The following is a 16455-nucleotide window of genomic DNA, read 5'->3' as shown; positions in this document are numbered from 1 at the left end:
GGATGTCAGGCCTCGCGGGGAGAGTGGCCGTCACAACCACCACGAAAGGCGAAGCGATGACTCAGACGGTTCCCGTCCCGCAGGGCCTCCCGATGGAGCGCGACGCGGGGCCCTTCGACCCGCCCCGCGAGATCACCCGGCTGCGTGAGGCCCGCCCGGTGAGTCCCATGATCTTCCCCGACGGTCACGAGGGCTGGCTCGTCACCGGTTACGACGAGGTGCGGCAGATGATGGCCGACACCCGCTTCAGCTCGCGACAGGACATCGGCATCCTGCACGTGCCGTACGAGACGGGGATGCCCGCCCCCACCGAACCGTCGCCGCCGATGCCGGGCATGTTCGTCGCGATGGATCCGCCGGACCACGGCCGGCTGCGGAAGCGGCTGACCGGCGCCTTCACCGTGAAGCGGATGAAGCAGCTCGAAGAGCACATCGTCGAGATCACCGAACGGCGGCTGGACGCGATGGCGAACCTGACTCCGCCGATCGACCTGGTCAAGGAGTTCGCGCTGCCGGTGCCGTCGCTGGTGATCTGCGAGCTGCTCGGCGTCCCCTACGAGGACCGCGAGAGCTTCCAAGCCAACTCCGCGCAGCTCATGGTCAGGGACCAGACGCTGGAGGAGAAGATGGCCGCGTTCATCGGGATGAACACCTTCCTCACCGAACTGGTCACCCGCAAACGCGAGACGCCCGAGGACGACATCCTGTCCGACCTCGGCCGCCACGAAGACCTCACCATCGAGGAGCTGGCGGGCGCCGCGTTCCTGCTGCTGCTCGCGGGACACGAGACCACCGCGAACATGCTCGCGCTGGGCACCTTCGCACTCCTGGAGCACCCAGAACAGCTCGCCGAACTGCGGGCCGACGCGGAGCTGCTCCCCGGCGCCGTCGAAGAACTGCTGCGCTACCTGTCCGTCGCCGACATCTTCTTCCGGTACGCCACGGAGGATCTGGAGCTCGGCGGCGAAACGATCCCCGCGGGGTCGACGGTCATCATCTCGCTGCTGGCCGCCAACCGCGATCCGCGGCGGTTCGAAAACCCCGACACCTTGGACCTGCGCCGCAACGCCCGCGGTCTGTTGTCGTTCGGGCACGGCATCCACCAGTGCCTCGGCCAGCAGCTGGCGCGGATCGAGATGCGCGCGGGTTTCGAGGGACTGCTGCGCCGTTTCCCGACACTCGCGCTGGCCGTGCCCGCCGAGGAGGTCAAGCTGAAGACCGACATGAACATCTACGGCGTGCACGAGCTTCCGGTCACTTGGACTGCGTAGGCCTACACGCTCGCTCGCCCCTGAAGTCCGTGAAGGCCTCCTTCCCTACCCTGAAGGTAGGCAAGGAGGCCTTCACGGACCTGCGATCAACCGAGGTTGAATAAGTACCCGTATTCATTCCGTTCCACCGATTGTCACCGTTCACAATCCGCCCGCCCGCGATTCTGGGGAACTTCCAGGAAACAACAAGCGCTCCGCTTGGAATGATCACGACATCACTCTTCGAAACCGTTCGGAGACACCATGCGTTCCTTGAGCCGCAGGGCATTGCTGACCGTGCTGGCACTGGCCGTTTCGACGACGGTGGTCCCGCAGACCGCCGTCGCCGCATCGGCCGCCGCCCCGACCAGTCCGCGCGTGTACGAGAAAGCCGGGCCGCACAAGGCGGTCAAGGCGGCGGGCGGTCCGGCGCACACGCTCTACTACCCGGCGGACATCGCCTCGGACGGCACCGAGCATCCGGTGCTGATCTGGGGCAACGGCACGAACGCCACCGTCGACCAGTACGAGCAGCTGTTCACCCATCTCGCGAGCTGGGGTTACGTCGTCGCGGCCGCGAACACCGGCCAGTCGGGGTCCGGCGAGGAGATGCTGGCGGGCGCCCGGTATCTGATCGCGGAGAATTCCCGTGCGGGCAGCGTCTTCCAGGGCCGCGTCGCCACCGGGAAGATCGCCGCCGCCGGGCATTCGCAAGGCGGGGGCGGCGCGATCGCGGCCGGGGCGGACCCGCTCGTCAAGACCACGCTGCCGATCATGCCCGGACCGCAGGGCAACGTGAACAAGCTGCACGGCCCCGCGTTCTTCGTGTCCGGGCAGGCGGACGTCGTCGTGCCCGCCTTCTACGTGCGCGGTCGTTTCCTTGCCTGCGACCAGGTTCCCGCCGTGTACGGCCAGCTGAAGGGCGCCACGCATTTCCTCCAGGGCGAGACCCGCGACCGGGTCATCGGCGCCATCACCGCGTGGCTGCGGTTCCATCTCTCCGGTGACCGGAACGCCGAGAGTGTCTTCTACGGCACCGTTTCCGGCCTCGACCAGGACGACGACGGCTGGTCCGCGACCGAGCGGAACAAAAAGGCCGCCTGATGCGCGATCCGTCGGCGAAAAGTGCCCGTTCGGGAAGGAAAGCACGTCGCCGCGCGGACCCGCGCGCCTATACCTTCGAAGGATGACCGAGATCCGCCCGCTGGTGACCTTGTTACGCGAACGGCAGTCCGCTCGGCCGGCGTTCACCGACGAGCACCGGACCCTGACCTTCGGGGACCTGCTGGAATCGAGCGGCCGGTTGGCGGCGGGGCTCGGGATCGCCCGCGGCGAACGGGTGCTCATCCACGTCGGCGGTCGCGTCGAATTCGCCGAGTACGGCCTGGCGGTGCTGCGGGCGGGCGGGGTCGGCGTTCCGGTGAGCGCGCGGTCGACGGCGGCCGAACTCGCCCGCGTCGCCGACGATTCCGGCGCCGTTCTGCTGATCACGGAAGCCAGGCACGCGGAGCTCGCGCGAAAGCTCCGGCTACGAGTGGTGTTCGTCGAGGACGAGCCGTCGCCCCCGCGGGGTGGACCGCGAGACGATCTCGGCCTCGACGAACCCGCTTGGCTGCTCTACACCTCCGGCACGACCGGCCGCCCCAAAGGCGTGCTGACGACCCAGCGCGCGATGCTCTGGTCGTCGGCCGCCTGCTACGGCCCGATGTACGGGATCTCCGGTGAAGACACCGTTCTGTGGCCGCTTCCGTTGCACCACGCGTACGCGTTGTCGCTGGCCTTCGCCGGGACGATCGCGCTGGGCACGCACACGAGGATCGTCGACCGCGATCTGCGCGGGGCGCTCACTGCGTTCCCCGGCAGTGTCCTCGCCGGCGTCCCGGCGACGTTTCTGAATCTGCGTCAGGAGGTTCGCGGCGTTCTCCCCGCGCCACGACTGTGCCTCTCCGGAGGCTCGCCGTGCACCGCGCCGACCCGCGCCGCCGTCCGGGAACTGTTCGGCATCGAAGTCCTCGACGGTTACGGCAGCACGGAGACCAGTGGCAAGATCGCCGTCCAGCTCCCCGGCGAGGATCATCTGACACCGGTGCCGGGCATGGAGATCCGCGTCGTCGACGAGCAGATCGAGGTGCGCGGTCCCGGCGTGGCGCCGAGCGCAGCGGGGCCGGACGGCTGGTACCGGACCGGTGACGTGGGCGCTCTCGCCGAGGGACGGCTCATCCTCGAAGGCCGCGCCGACGACGTCATCGTCTGCGGCGGCCAGAACGTGCACCCGACGGAGATCGAGGCGGTCATCGCCGAAGTCCCTGGTGTCGAAGACGTTCTGGTAGCGGGAAGACCCGACGAGGTCCTCGGCGCGGTCCCGGTGGCGTTCCTCGTCTCCGGCGAACCGGATCTCGACGCGGTACGCCGCCTGTGCCGCCACCGGCTCTCCGCGTACAAGGTTCCGGTCGCCTTCCACCTCGTCGAACGCCTTCCCCGGACGCCGTCGGGGAAAGCGCTGCGGAAGGATTTGCGCGTTCCGCCGCCCGAGGCGGAAACGCTGGTGCGCGAGGCGATCGCCGAACTGTGCGACATCGGCGAGCGGTGGCGCGACCGGCCGTTCACCGAACTGGGCCTGACGTCGGTGGGCGGCGTGCAGTTGCGGCACCGGCTGGCCGAGGCGACCGGATTGGCCCTCCCCCAAGCGCTCGTCTACGACTTCCCGACCCCGGCCGCGGTCATCGCCGAGCTCGAACGGCTCCTGTCCGGGGAAAGCAGACCCGCCACGAGAAGAACCGTCCCCGTTCGCGGTGACGAACCGATCGCCGTCGTCGCGACCGCGTGCCGGTTCCCCGGCGGCGTGACCTCGCCCGAAGACCTGTGGAACCTGGTGGCCGGCGGCGTCGACGCGACCGGCGACTTCCCCACCGACCGGGGCTGGGAGCACTCCGTCCGCTACGACCCGGACCCCGGCAGGCTCGGCGGTTCCACCACCCGCCGCGGCGGATTCGTGTACGACGCCCTGGATTTCGACCCCGCCCTGTTCGGGATGTCGCCGCGCGAGGCCCTGTCGACCGACCCTCAGCAGCGGTTGCTGCTGGAGACGTCGTGGGAGCTGTTCGAGCGCGCCGGTCTCGACACCGCCACACTGCGCGGAAGCGACACCGGGGTGTTCGTCGGCGTGATGAACGAGGACTACGCCAGCCGGTTCGAAGGGCATCGGATGGAGGGGCGGCTGGGCATCGGGTCCTCGCACGCGCTCGCGTCCGGCCGGATCTCCTACACCTTCGGGCTGAACGGCCCGGCGGTCACGGTCGACACCGCCTGCTCCTCGTCGCTGGTGGCACTGCACTGGGCCGTGCGCGCGCTGCGTGCCGGCGAGTGTTCGCTCGCCGTGGCCGGTGGCGCGACGGTGATGTCCTCCCCGCGCACGTTCCTGGAATTCAGCCGCCAGCGCGGTCTTTCGCCGGACGGCCGATGCCGCTCCTACGCGGCGGGCGCCGACGGCACGGCGTGGTCCGAGGGTGCGGGTGTCGTCCTCCTGGAGCGGCTGTCGGACGCCCGCCGGAACGGGCATCCGGTGCTGGCCCTGCTCAGCGGTTCGGCCGTCAACTCCGACGGCGCGTCGAACGGGCTGACCGCGCCGAGCGGGCGGGCCCAGCGCGCGGTCGTCGCGTCCGCGCTCGCCGACGCCGGTCTGTCCCCGGCCGACGTCGACGCGGTGGAGGGGCACGGAACGGCCACCCCGATCGGCGATCCGATCGAGGCGGAGGCCCTCATCGCCGCCTACGGTGGCGAACGTGACCGGCCACTGTGGCTCGGCTCGGTGAAGGCCAACATCGGGCACACCCAGGCCGCGGCGGGCGTCGCCGGGGTGATCAAGATGGTGGAAGCCTTGCGGCACGGGCATTTGCCGCCGTCACTGTACGCCGACGAGCCGAGCCCCCGCGTCGACTGGTCCGCGGGCGATGTGCGCCTGCTCGCCGAAGGCCGGGAATGGCGTGCCGGACCGAGAACCCGGCACGCCGGGGTCTCCGCGTTCGGGATTGGCGGCACCAACGCGCACGTTCTCGTCTCGGAAGCGCCGCCCTCGCCGGAAAATGGAGCTCCTGCGTCTCTCGGAGCGCCGTGGCTGTTGAGCGCCGCCGGAGACGGCGCCCTGCGAGCCGCCGCCTCGCGGTTGCTGGCGACCGTGGGCGGCCGGGACGAGGACGACGTCGCGTTCACCCTCGCCACCCGCTCCGCGCTGGAGCATCGCGCGCTGGTCCCGTCCGGCGATCTCGCCGCGCTGCGCGCACTCGTCACGGGGGAACGCCGCGGCCGGACCGTGCGCGGGCCGGCGGCCGCGGCGTTCCTGTTCAGCGGACAGGGCGCGCAGCGCGCGGGAATGGGAAAGGAACTGTCGGAGCGGTTCCCGTTGTTCCGCAAGGCGTTCGACGCGGCGTGTGAGGCGCTCGGCGGCGGAGTCCGTGAAGTCGCGTTCGAGGGCGGGGAGCTGCTCGACCGGACGGATCACGCACAAGCCGCCTTGTTCGCCTACGAAGTCGCCCTGTACCGGCTGCTGGAATCCTGGGGTCTCCGGCCCGGCGCGGTCGCCGGGCACTCGATCGGCGAGATCGCCGCCGCACACGTCGCCGGTGTCCTGTCCCTCGAGGACGCCGGAGTCCTCGTGGCCACGCGCGGCCGTCTGATGGCCGCGTTGCCGCCGGGCGGCGTCATGATCGCCGTCCGGGCGGCCGAGGCCGAAGTCGCCCCACTGGTCGGGGAATTCGCCGACCAGGTGGCGATCGCCGCCGTCAACGGCCCTCGATCCCTTGTGCTGTCCGGAGCCACGAGCGTGACCGAAGCGATCGCGGCCCAGTGGCCGGGCTCCACACGGCTGCGCGTCAGTCACGCGTTCCATTCGCCGCTGATCGAGCCGATGCTCGCCGAATTCCACGACGTCGCCGCCGGGCTGACCTACCGCGCACCGGAGATGCTCTTGATCTCCGGCCTGACCGGCCGCGCGATCACCGGCGTCGGCCCGGAGTACTGGGTGCGGCACGCCAGGGAAACGGTCCGGTTCGCCGACGCGCTGGACACCGTCGTCGCGACGGAAACCGCCATCTGCCTGGAGATCGGTCCGTCCGCCGTGCTGAGCAGGGCGGCGGGCGCAGTCCTTCCCACAGTGTCCACTATGGACACGAGCCGGAGCGTCCTGGAAGCGGCGGGCGAGCTGCACACCGCCGGTGTGCCCGTGTCGTGGCGATCGGTCTTCGACGGCAGCGGCGCCCGCCGGGTCACGCTGCCGACGTATCCCTTCCAGCGCGAGCGTTTCTGGCTCGATCCGCGACCGCGCCGGAGCCACGACGGCCATGCGATGCTGGGCCCGGCGCTCGTCGCCCCCGACTCGCCCAGGGTCGTGCACGGCGGCTCGGCGGGCGTCCGCACGCACGGCTGGCTCGCCGACCACGTCGTCGGCGGCGCGACACTGTTCCCGGCCAGTGCCTTCGTCGAACTCGCCGTCCACGCGGGCGGAACGAACGTGGCCGAGCTGACGATCGAGGCACCGCTGCGGCTCGGCCGCTCCGAAGACGTCGCGCTCCAAGTGGTCGTGGACGGACCCCGGATCGACATCTACGCCAAGGATTCCGACACCTGGACGCGGCACGCCACCGGCCGTCTGGGGACCTCCGAGGTCTTCGCGCAACCGTGGAAGGGCGAGTGGCCGCCTCCCGCGACCGAACCGGTCGACCTGGACCGGGCTTACGCGGCCCTCGACTACGGTCCCGCCTTCCGCGCGGTGACCGGACTGTGGCAGGACGGCGACGAACTGTTCGCCGACATCGCGCTCGCCGAAGACGTCGACGGCCGGTTCGCCCTGCATCCCGTGCTGCTCGACGCGGCGGTGCACACCCTCGCGCTGGCCGGAGCGCCCGGAGACGAAGCACGCGTGCCGTTCTTCTGGAGCGGCGTCCACGTGTTCGCCCCCGTCGCGCGCCGGGCGCGAGTCCACTGTGTACGGTCCGGCCCCGGCGAGGTCCGCGTCGAACTCTTCGACCCGGCCGGAACACCCGTCGCGATCGTGGAATCGCTGCTCACCCGGCCGCTGCCCGCCGGGAACACGATGCTCTACGCGCCGCGCTGGATCCCCGTCCCGGCCGCGCGCGCCGACGACGTCCGGATCGTCGAGACCGAAGACGTCCGGAGCGCGCTCACCGCGCTGCAGGACACCCTTCCGCGCGGGGAACGCACCGTCGTCGTGACCCGCGACGCGGCCGATCCGGCGTCGGCCGCCCTCTTCGGGCTCGGGGCCGCCGCGTCGAGCGAGTACCGCGGCCTGGTCACCGTGGTCGACACCGAGCTCCCGGTGGAGAAGGTGCGCGAGCTCGTCGGCGGCAACCCCGAACCCCAGCTGTCGATCCGGGACGGCGTACCGCACGCGTTGCGGATCGCCCGCACCGCGCCCGCGTCCGGCCGTCCGATCGACCCGGCCGGGACCGTGCTGATCACCGGCGGCACCGGCGCGCTCGGCGCGGCACTGGCCCGGCATCTCGTGGCCGCGCACGGAGTCCGGCATCTGCTGCTGGTGAGCCGCCGCGGCCCGGCCGCGCCCGGTGCGGACGAGCTCCGCGGGCTGCCCGCCGACGTACGGATCGTCGACGGCGACATCGCCGATCCGGCCTTCGTCCGGCGACTGGTCGACTCCTGCGATCCGCCGCTCACCGCCGTGGTGCACTCCGCCGCCGTCGTCGCCGATGCCGCCTTCACCGCGCAGACGACCGCCGGGATCGACACCGTCTTCCGCCCGAAGGCCGACGCCGCGGTGATCCTGCACGAGGCCACCCGGCATCTCCCCCTGTCGGCTTTCGTGCTCTTTTCCTCGCTGGCCGGCACTTTCGGCAACGCGGGACAGGCGAACTACGCGGCGGCGAACCGCTACCTCGACGCGTTGGCCATGCGACGGCGGGCGGAGGGGCTTCCCGCGACGTCGATCGCTTGGGGTCTCTGGGATCTGGAGATCGGCCTCGGCTCGAAGATCCCCGAAGCGGCGCGGCATCGCATCCAGACCTCCGGGGTGGCCGCGCTGACCCTGGAGCAGGGAATGGCGCTGTTCGACGCCGCGCTCGGACACGCCGAACCGGTCCTGATCGCCGCCCGGCTCGACCCCACCGCCGCCGGTCTGCCCCCGATCGCCGACGGACTCGGCCGCCCCGCCGCGAGACCCGCGCCGCCGTCACCCGGCCGGCGCTGGCCGGATCAGCCCACGGAGCGGGAACTGCGCGAGCTGCTGCGGGTGGAACTCGCCGAGGTCCTCGGCCACCACGATCCGGGCACGATCCCCGTGGACAAGCCGTTCACCGAACTCGGGCTCGATTCCCTGGCCGTCATCGATCTGCGGACGCGGCTCCGGGAGCTGACCGGCGTCGAACTCCCCGCCCGCGTCCTGTTCGACCACCCGACCGTCACGGAGCTCACCGGGCACCTGCGCGACCGGGCCGGGCGAGGGTCTGGCTGAGCGTCAACGCGGTGAGCGCGACGGCGAATCCGGTGAGCTGCCAGCCGGTGAGGGTCTGATCGAGCACCAGGAATCCCGCGGCCGTGGCGACCAAGGGGTTCGTCAGCGTCAGCAGGGAGACCGACGCCGGGGCGAGCCGGTCGATGCCGCGGAACCACAGCGGGTACGCCAGCGCCGTGGTGACGATGCCGATGTAGCCGTAACCGATCAGGTTCGCCGTCGTCAGCGAGCTCGGGAGCCCTTCGAACAGCAGCGTCGCCGGGGCGAGGACGATGCCGCCGAGGGTCAGCTGCCAGCCGGTCATCGCCAGCGGATACTCGGGGCGGCCCCATTTCTTGGTCAGGATCAGGGAAACGGCCATGAGCGCGACGGCGGTGAGCATGGCGGCCAGGCCGAGCGGGTCGAGCCGGGCTTCCGACGAAAGGGTCAGCAGCGCGACCCCGCCGGCGCCGGCGATCGCGGCGAGCAGGATCGGCGCCGGGGTCCGGACGCGGAGCATCGGGAGCGCGAGCAGCGCCACCAGCAGGGGTTGCAGGGCGCCGAGGGTCGCGGCGACCCCGCCGGGGAGGCGGTACGCGGCGAAGAAGATCAACGGCAGGAAGGCGCCGAAGTTGAGCATCCCGAGCACCGTCGTCTTCCACCACCACGACCCGTGCGGGAGCCGCCGGGTCAGTGCCAGCAGGAGCAGCCCGGCCGGGAGCGCCCGTAGCGCGGCGGCCAGCAACGGCCGGTCCGGGGGCAACAGGGTCGCGGTGACGACGTAGACGGTGCCCCAGCTGGCCGGGGCCAGCGCGGCGAGCCCGGCGTCACGCAGCGTCGGTTTCGCGGCCGCCGGTTCCGCCGGGACGACGGGCCGCTCGGCGATGATCGCCATGATGTCTCCTCACTGATAATCTCAACGTTGAGATAACACCAGCGAGTTCTGTCAATGTCAAGTCTCTTAATGTTGAGACGTTTGGAGGACGTCATGGCCGACGCGGTGGACGCGGTGATCGCGCTTTGGCGACACGAGCGGCCGGACCTCGAAGACAAGCTCTGGCCCGCCGAGGTGATCGGGCGCGTTCAGCGGCTTTCGCGGATCCTCGACCGGAAGCTCAAGGAGTTCAACGCCAAGCACGACCTGGAGTCGTGGGAGTTCGACGTGCTCACCACGCTCCGCCGCTCCGGGGAAGCCGACGGCCTGACGCCCGGTGCGCTGCTCAAGGCCGCGATGGTCACGTCCGGGGCGATCACGAACCGCATCGACCGCATGGAGGCCAAGGGCCTGGTCGAGCGGGTGCGCGACAGCGACGACCGCCGCTCGGTCAAGATCCGGCTGACCGCCAAGGGACGTCAGGTCGTGGACGAGGTCTTCGTCCTCCACCTGGAGAACGAAGCCGACCTCCTGCCCGATCTGAAACCCGCGCAATGGGCCGAACTGATCGGCGGCCTGCGGCTGCTGCTCGAACACTTCGGCGACACGTCACTGGAGTGACCCCGGCGCGTCAGCTCCAGCCGAGCGGGGTGACCTCCGCCGCCGACGTCCACGGCCCGCGTCCACCCGCCTCGGTGAGGGCGCGGAACCGCACGTAGCGCGCCCGGGTGGGCCAGAACCGCAGCGTCTTACGGGCGGCGTCGTCCGCGAAAGTACCTGCGGCGACAGGACTTCCCCAGGCCGAACCGTCCGTGCTCAAGTGGACTTCGTAGCCGCCGACGCGTCCGTGATCGGAGCCGTCCTGACGCGGCAAGTAGGCCAAGCCCGTGACCGTGCGGGCGGCACCCAGATCGAGGTGCAGTTCGTGCGGCAGCGGGTCTTCCCCGCCGGACCACTTGGTGTGCCAATGGGTGGCGGGATTCCCGTCGACGGCGTTCGCGGCGGCACCGTTCTCCCCCACCGTCTCCTGACTGTCGGCCGAACGGACGGTGGCGGTGAGCGGTCCAGAGCCCATCACGGGGTCGCTGATGGTCTCCACGCCCGTCTCGACATGCCCTGCGAAGCGGCGAAGGAAGCCGTCCGGCCCCTGAACGGTCAGGTCGTACCAGCCACCCATGCCGCCTTCGGTGCTGAACCAGTCCTCGACCGTCGCGCCCTGGGCGACCGTGTACGTCCACGGTCCGCCGCCCCGGTTGCCGGTCCGCACGGTCAGCTCGCAAGCGGCGCCGGCGTTGGTCATCTTCAGGTACACGACGCCGGAACCGGGCCGCAGCACGACTTCCGGATTCGGCTTGCCGCCGGTCGCCGCGGTGATCCGGTTGCCCGCGAACCGGCGCAGGAAACCGTTGGGGCCGTGCGCGGTGAGGTCGTACGCGCCGTCCGGGGAACCGGCCTGCCAATAGTCGGAAAGCGTCGCGTTCCCGCCGAGGGTGTAGCGCCACGGCCCGTCGGTCCGGTGCGCGTTGGCGTAGACGTAGAAGTGCGCGCCCGCCGTCCCGGTGTTGGCGAAGTCGATCCAGAATCGTTCTGCGGTCACCCGTCCCGAAGCCGTCAGCCGATACGGCAAGGGGCGCGCGGTCCGCACCCCGGTCTCCGCGACCGGCAGCTTCTGCACGGACGGCGGCTGCGGCTGGGTGTTCCAGGGTCCGCTCGTCGGCACCGGTTTCGTCAGCGCCGGATAGGTCGCGCTCGGCGACGTCGTGTCCAGCGCCGAAGTCAGGTCACCGCAGACGGTGCGCCGCCACGGCGAGATGTTCGGCTCGGCGACGCCACTCCATTGTTCGAGGAAGCGCAACACGGAAGTGTGGTCGAAGACCTCCGAGCACACCTTCCCGCCCCGGCTCCACGGCGAGATCACGAACATGGGCACCCGTATGCCCAGCCCGATCGGCTCACCGGAGACGAATTCGTCGGTCGTGGCGACGGAACTCTTGCCCTCGTCGTCGGAAGCCGGCGGCGCGGGCGGTGGCATGTGGTCGAAGAAGCCGCCGTCCTCGTCGTAGGTCAGCAGGAACAAGGTCTTGTTCCACACCTCGGGTTTGGACGCGATCGTGTCGAGGATCGACTTCACCAGATCGGCCCCGGTGTTCGGGCCCCACGCGGGATGTTCGGTCTGGGATTCCGGCGCGACGATCCACGACACCGACGGCAGCCTGCCCGAGTCGACGTCGCTCTTGAAGGCGCTCAACAATTGCTTCGGCGCGACCCGCGCCAGCCCGCGGTCGTACAACGCGCGTTCGGACGCGGTCAGGGTCGCCACACCGGCCGCCAGTCCGTCGAGTAGCCGGGTGCGCTCGGCGGCCGAAGCCGAATCGAGGGCGTAGTAGAAGTACTCCAGCTTCGGAAAGGCCTTGCCCGCGGAGTCCTTCACCTTCGCCAGCGCCTTGGTGCCGACGGCGAGGAAACTGCTGAAATAGTCCAGCGAGTTGTCGCCGTAATTGTCCCATTCCTGATAGACGCGCCAGCTACGGCCGGCGGCCTGCAGACGCTCGGCGTAGGTCTTCCAGGTGTAGCCGGTGTGCCCGGGGTTCTGCCAGGCGGCGTTGCCGATCGCCCGGGTCGTCCCGTCCGGCTCGTAACCGAGTTTGCCGGTGAACAGGTACATCCGATTCGGGTTCGTTGGCCCCATTTCCGAGCAGTGGTAGGCATCGCAGACGGTGAACGCGTCGGCCAGTTCGTGATAGAACCGCAGCGCCGAACGGGTGTGATAGGTCAGCGACCGGACCCCCTTGGCCGCGCGCCACGCGTCGTGACGGCCCTTGTTCCACGCCCGGTGCCCGCCGGACCAGCTGTGGTCGACGTCGGCCATGAACTGATCGTCGATCGCGTACGGGAGCAGGGTGCCCGTGCCGTCGGGTTGCTGGAAGACCGACGCTCCCGACGGGAGTTTGATCGCGGCCGGATCGTTGAAACCCCGGACGCCGCGCAACGTCCCGAGATAGTGGTCGAACGACCGGTTCTCCTGCATGAACACCACGACGTGCTCGATGACGCCGAGCCCGCCCGTCGGCGCTTCGGCGGCGAGTGCCTGCCGGACGCTCGCCGGGAGCAAGGTGAAGGCGGAAGCCGCACCAGCGGCCTTCAGCAGGGTACGACGGCGCACGGAGCCCTCCAGGAATTGCGTTGAACCCGTTCGATCGTGTTCGAAACTGCACCTTTGACGCGGCTATCGAGCAGATAGAAACATAGGTGCCTGATCGGTTCAAGGGTTCGGCCCAGGGGCTGCATGATCGGAGCAAGAGGACGCGACTTTCGGATGGTCGCGACCCTCATGGGTGGCCGATCGGTACAGGTGGTCGTGAGTGGCGATTCGGGTTAGAACCCGAATCGCCACTCACGAGGCGGGAACCGTGGTGGGGGCCGCCCCCCTTGAGCGTCCCCCACCACGGTTCATCCGGCCGGAAACCGGCCGGACGTCATCTCCTGTCGTCGTCCGGCCGCCCGGACAAGGCCGCCAGGGACAGCACCACGACGACCGGCCAGATCACGGCCACCAGCGCGGCGCCGCCGAAGGTGATCGCCGTGATCGAGACCGCCGTCGCGACCAGCCCGCCGACAGGTGACACGTAACAAAGACCCAACGGACCCAAAAAGAGCGCCCACAGCAACGCGGCCTTCGCCGATTTGGCGGGCGGCCGGGGCACCGGATACCGCCCCGGCCCGACGACCTCGTGGTCGTCACCCCGATACCACCCACCCGACATCAGCGGCGGATGCGGCGCGAAGAACGCCGGTCTTCGGCCGAACGCCTTGGGCGTCCGCAGGTTCTGCCCCACCGGCAGGCGGCGGTGATCCTTCGGTCGTCCCATGACACTTTCCGCACTGTGCATGACACCCTCCCCCGTCGCCGGCCCGAGGCCTGGTGAAGTCACCCCGTGCCTGGCACAATTACCGGTCGCGGTTCGAAACTTCCGGGTCGTTCTGCCCACTGACCATGCTGACGAGTCGGGGGAGTGGCTGATGCGTCAAATGGAACACAGCACCGATCCGGTTCCCGGGGAACCGGAGGGCCAGGATGACCGGTTCCTCCGCGGCTGAAAACGGGAGTCTGGGCACCTGGCGGCGGCTGACACCGGCGGAGCAGTCCGCCCTCCGGCGCGCCGGCCACCTGAAAGTGTGGCGACCCGGCCAGATCCTCGCCCTCCAGGGCAGTCCGCCCACCAGCATGTTCGTCGTCCTGCACGGCTGGGTGAAGATCAGCGCCACCAACTATCGCGGCGAGGACGCCCCCCTCGCCGCCCGCGGCCCGGCGGAAATCGTCGGCGAACTGGCCCCGATCAGCGGACTCCCCCGTTCCGCGACGATGTCGGCGATCGACGAGGTGCACACCCTCGTCGTACCGAGGGACAAATTCCTCGGCGTATTACGCGAGCAACCGCGTATCGCCGAGGAGATCTTCCGGACCGCGGCGATCCGGCTGCAACAATCCGACCGGCTGCGTCTCGAATCCGGCGGCCCGGATTTCCCGCAACGCCTCGCCGCCGTTCTCCTGGAACTCGCGTTGCAGCACGCCGTCGACTGGACGGCCGGGAAACAGGTCGATCTCCGCTTCAACCAAGGGGAATTGGCGGGCTTCGCGCGGGTCTCGCGCAGCACCCTGATCCGTGGCCTCGACGAACTCCGGCGGCTGGGCGTGGTGCGCACCGCACGTCAGCGCGTCACCATCACCAGCCCTCGCGCACTACGGGAATTGGCGGCCGGACGGCCTCCACCGGCCGCCGAGGCCTGATCCGGCACGAAATCTCGGCTATCCTGAGCGAGGTTCAACTCTCGCAACCGTTTCACGGGTGGAGGGAATCGGCACGATGAGTTCTTTCTCGGCAGACACGGAACCGGACATCGAATCGGCGTTGCTCGATCTCGACGCGGTCTCCTTCACCGCGTTACGAGAGCTGGACGGCGAGGCCTTCCGCCGGTCGGCGCATCATGTCGTCGAACGCACCACCCTCGTCCGCGCACGCTACAGAAGCGCAGGCGGCGGCGCTGGGGGCGGCGAGCGGATCGACTGATGCCGCCATCGGCCGGGTCTCGCCCCGCGTTCCACCGGTTGTCGTGGCGGGACTTCGACGCGCTCGCGCGTCTCGACGGCGACGAGGACATGGCGCGGCGGCTGCGGCGGGCCGAACGGAGCCGTCGCAAACTGTTGATCCACGCCTTGCTGACCGAAGCCGCGAAGATACCGGATCATGCGGGCCCGTTGCCGCCGCTGGACTCCGCTTGGGAACTCCTCGCCCGTGCCGAGGCACGAGCACCCCGATCGGTGAACCGGATGCTCACCAATCCGTATACCGGAAGCTGGGCCGGCTACACGACTCGCTTGCTCCGCAACGGAATCGACGGCATTGGTCCTTTGTGGATGCACCTGGGGCACGCGCACGCGATCGCGGCGGCCGCGGCGATCCGGGCCGAGCTCGACTTCGAGACCGTCATCCCGGCGTGGCACGGCGACGCCATGCTCCCTTCACTCGGGATGGCCCGCTTCCCGGACACCGAAACGTTTTCTTCGGTCGTCGTGCGTGGCGTGAACGGCCGGTACTCCGTGTCGAGCGCCGGCACGACGGTTCATCTGCCGGACACACCCGACGCCGACGCCCCGGGCTGGTGGGGAATCCGACGGGTACGGAGTCAGGTCGGCGCGCACCGGTTCTCATTGTGGCTCGACGACCTCGATCCCTACCGTGGACTTTACGAACCGATCCCGCCGGAACGGCTACCGGGAAAAGACCTGGCGAATTGGCAACGGCTGATCGATGAAGCCTGCCGTCTGGTCGCCACCCATCTGCCCGGCCTGGCCCGCATCATGCCGGTGGGATTGGCGTCCTTGGTTCCGAAACCACAGGTGCTCTTCCGGAATCCGAGCGCGTCGACCGGGGAGGCGTTCGGCAGTGCGGTCGTCGGACTGCCCACCGACGGCGCGTCACTCGCCGAAACGCTGATCCACGAGTTCCAGCACATCGTGCTCGGCGGTCTGCTGCACCTCGTCGAGTTGTACGAGCCGGACCCCCGAGAGCGGATCTATGTGGCCTGGCGGGATGATCCACGCCCCCTCAGTGGTGCTCTGCAAGGGGTCTACGCCTTCTTCGGCGTCACCGCCTTCTGGCGCGCCTTGGCCAGGGCCGGGACGAATGCCCGGCGCTCCGGCTTCGAATTCGCCTACTGGCGTGAGCAAACGTGGCACACCCTGCGAGTCCTGCGCGCGGACTCGACGCTGACCGACGCCGGCCGACGCTTTCTCGACGCCATCGCCGAACGCCTCGGGCCCTGGCAGAGCGAGCCCGTCTCGGCGGAGGCGAGCGAACTGGCCACGGCCGCCCGCCGCGATCACGTCGCGGGATGGCGGGCCCGGCACCTGCGTCCGGACCCGTCCGTGGTCGCCGAACTCGCGGCGGCGTGGCTCAGCGGAAGACCGAGGCCTCCCGCGAATCTCGACGCGACAAGCCTTCCTCCGACGCCGATACCGGACGGAGGCTGGTCCCCGGCCAGAACGGACCTCATCCGGCTCTCCCTCGGCGGCGCGGGGCGACCACTGACGGTACCCGGCGCCACCGAAGCTGATTTCGCTTACACCGCGGGCGATCACCTCGAAGCCGTCGAGGGTTACCGGCGGGAGCTCGCCGCGGATCCGGACCGGCCGAACTCCTTGGTCGGGCTGGGCCTCGCGCTCTCCGCCCGAGGCCTCCACCCTGCCGCTCGCGCCTTGCTGCATTGTCCTGAGCTGGTCCGCGCGGTGCATCGGCCCTTGCGATCCGGCACGCGGCCGCCGAGCGTGGAGGAACTCGCCTCCTGGATCGGGCAGCTCGTGCCGGGTTGAC

The 16455-nt window shown here is 70.0% G+C and carries 10 protein-coding genes; 7 read left to right on the top strand and 3 right to left on the bottom strand.

Annotation, left to right across the window (positions count from 1 at the left end):
• Window positions 1–56 precede the first annotated feature (56 nt).
• The 3 genes from ED92_RS35765 (at window position 57) to ED92_RS35755 (ending at window position 8730) form a co-directional block, all read left to right on the top strand.
• Window positions 57–1271 carry a cytochrome P450 gene (locus ED92_RS35765; RefSeq protein WP_037346313.1) on the top strand — a complete coding sequence of 405 codons (1215 nt, stop codon included), beginning with the start codon at window positions 57–59 and terminating at the stop codon, window positions 1269–1271.
• A 243-nt stretch (window positions 1272–1514) separates the two neighbouring features.
• Window positions 1515–2354, top strand: a complete 840-nt coding sequence (locus ED92_RS35760) for an alpha/beta hydrolase (protein ID WP_052121087.1) — start codon at window positions 1515–1517, stop codon at window positions 2352–2354.
• Between the two features lie 82 nt (window positions 2355–2436).
• Window positions 2437–8730: an SDR family NAD(P)-dependent oxidoreductase gene (locus ED92_RS35755; protein WP_037346310.1), complete on the top strand. Its 6294-nt coding sequence runs from the start codon at window positions 2437–2439 to the stop codon at window positions 8728–8730.
• Here the strand turns inward: ED92_RS35755 and ED92_RS35750 are convergent.
• Window positions 8687–9604 carry an EamA family transporter gene (locus ED92_RS35750; protein WP_037346307.1) on the bottom strand — a complete coding sequence of 306 codons (918 nt, stop codon included), beginning with the start codon at window positions 9602–9604 and terminating at the stop codon, window positions 8687–8689. The genes ED92_RS35755 and ED92_RS35750 overlap by 44 nt on opposite strands.
• 93 nt (window positions 9605–9697) lie before the next feature.
• Between ED92_RS35750 and ED92_RS35745 the strand changes: the two genes are divergently transcribed.
• Window positions 9698–10204 carry a MarR family winged helix-turn-helix transcriptional regulator gene (locus ED92_RS35745; protein ID WP_037346304.1) on the top strand — a complete coding sequence of 169 codons (507 nt, stop codon included), beginning with the start codon at window positions 9698–9700 and terminating at the stop codon, window positions 10202–10204.
• Window positions 10205–10214: 10 nt separating this feature from the next.
• On the opposite strand, the gene ED92_RS35740 is transcribed toward ED92_RS35745, so the two are convergent.
• Together ED92_RS35740 and ED92_RS35735 are read right to left on the bottom strand one after the other, a co-directional pair.
• The gene (locus ED92_RS35740) at window positions 10215–12746 is read right to left on the bottom strand and encodes a phosphocholine-specific phospholipase C (protein ID WP_037346301.1); all 2532 of its coding nucleotides are present in this window, start codon (window positions 12744–12746) and stop codon (window positions 10215–10217) included.
• 313 nt (window positions 12747–13059) lie between these two features.
• Window positions 13060–13452: a hypothetical protein gene (locus ED92_RS35735; RefSeq protein ID WP_235213459.1), complete on the bottom strand. Its 393-nt coding sequence runs from the start codon at window positions 13450–13452 to the stop codon at window positions 13060–13062.
• 206 nt (window positions 13453–13658) lie between these two features.
• Here ED92_RS35735 and ED92_RS35730 point away from each other — a divergent pair, with 206 nt between their 5' ends.
• The 3 genes from ED92_RS35730 (at window position 13659) to ED92_RS35720 (ending at window position 16454) form a co-directional block, all read left to right on the top strand.
• The gene (locus ED92_RS35730) at window positions 13659–14372 is read left to right on the top strand and encodes a Crp/Fnr family transcriptional regulator (RefSeq protein ID WP_037346295.1); all 714 of its coding nucleotides are present in this window, start codon (window positions 13659–13661) and stop codon (window positions 14370–14372) included.
• Between the two features lie 76 nt (window positions 14373–14448).
• Window positions 14449–14652, top strand: coding sequence for a hypothetical protein (locus tag ED92_RS35725; protein ID WP_200882790.1), 204 nt, complete (start codon window positions 14449–14451; stop codon window positions 14650–14652).
• A complete protein-coding gene (locus ED92_RS35720; RefSeq protein WP_037346292.1) occupies window positions 14652–16454 on the top strand; it encodes an HEXXH motif domain-containing protein in 1803 nt (600 codons plus the stop codon). Before ED92_RS35725 ends, ED92_RS35720 begins: the two co-directional genes overlap by 1 nt.
• Window position 16455 lies beyond the last annotated feature (1 nt).

The sequence above is a fragment of the Amycolatopsis sp. MJM2582 genome (assembly GCF_000754115.1).
Taxonomy (GTDB): Bacteria; Actinomycetota; Actinomycetes; order Mycobacteriales; family Pseudonocardiaceae; genus Amycolatopsis; species Amycolatopsis japonica.
The sequence above is the reverse complement of the archived record's forward strand: the minus strand, read 5'-3'. Positions and strand labels throughout refer to the sequence as shown.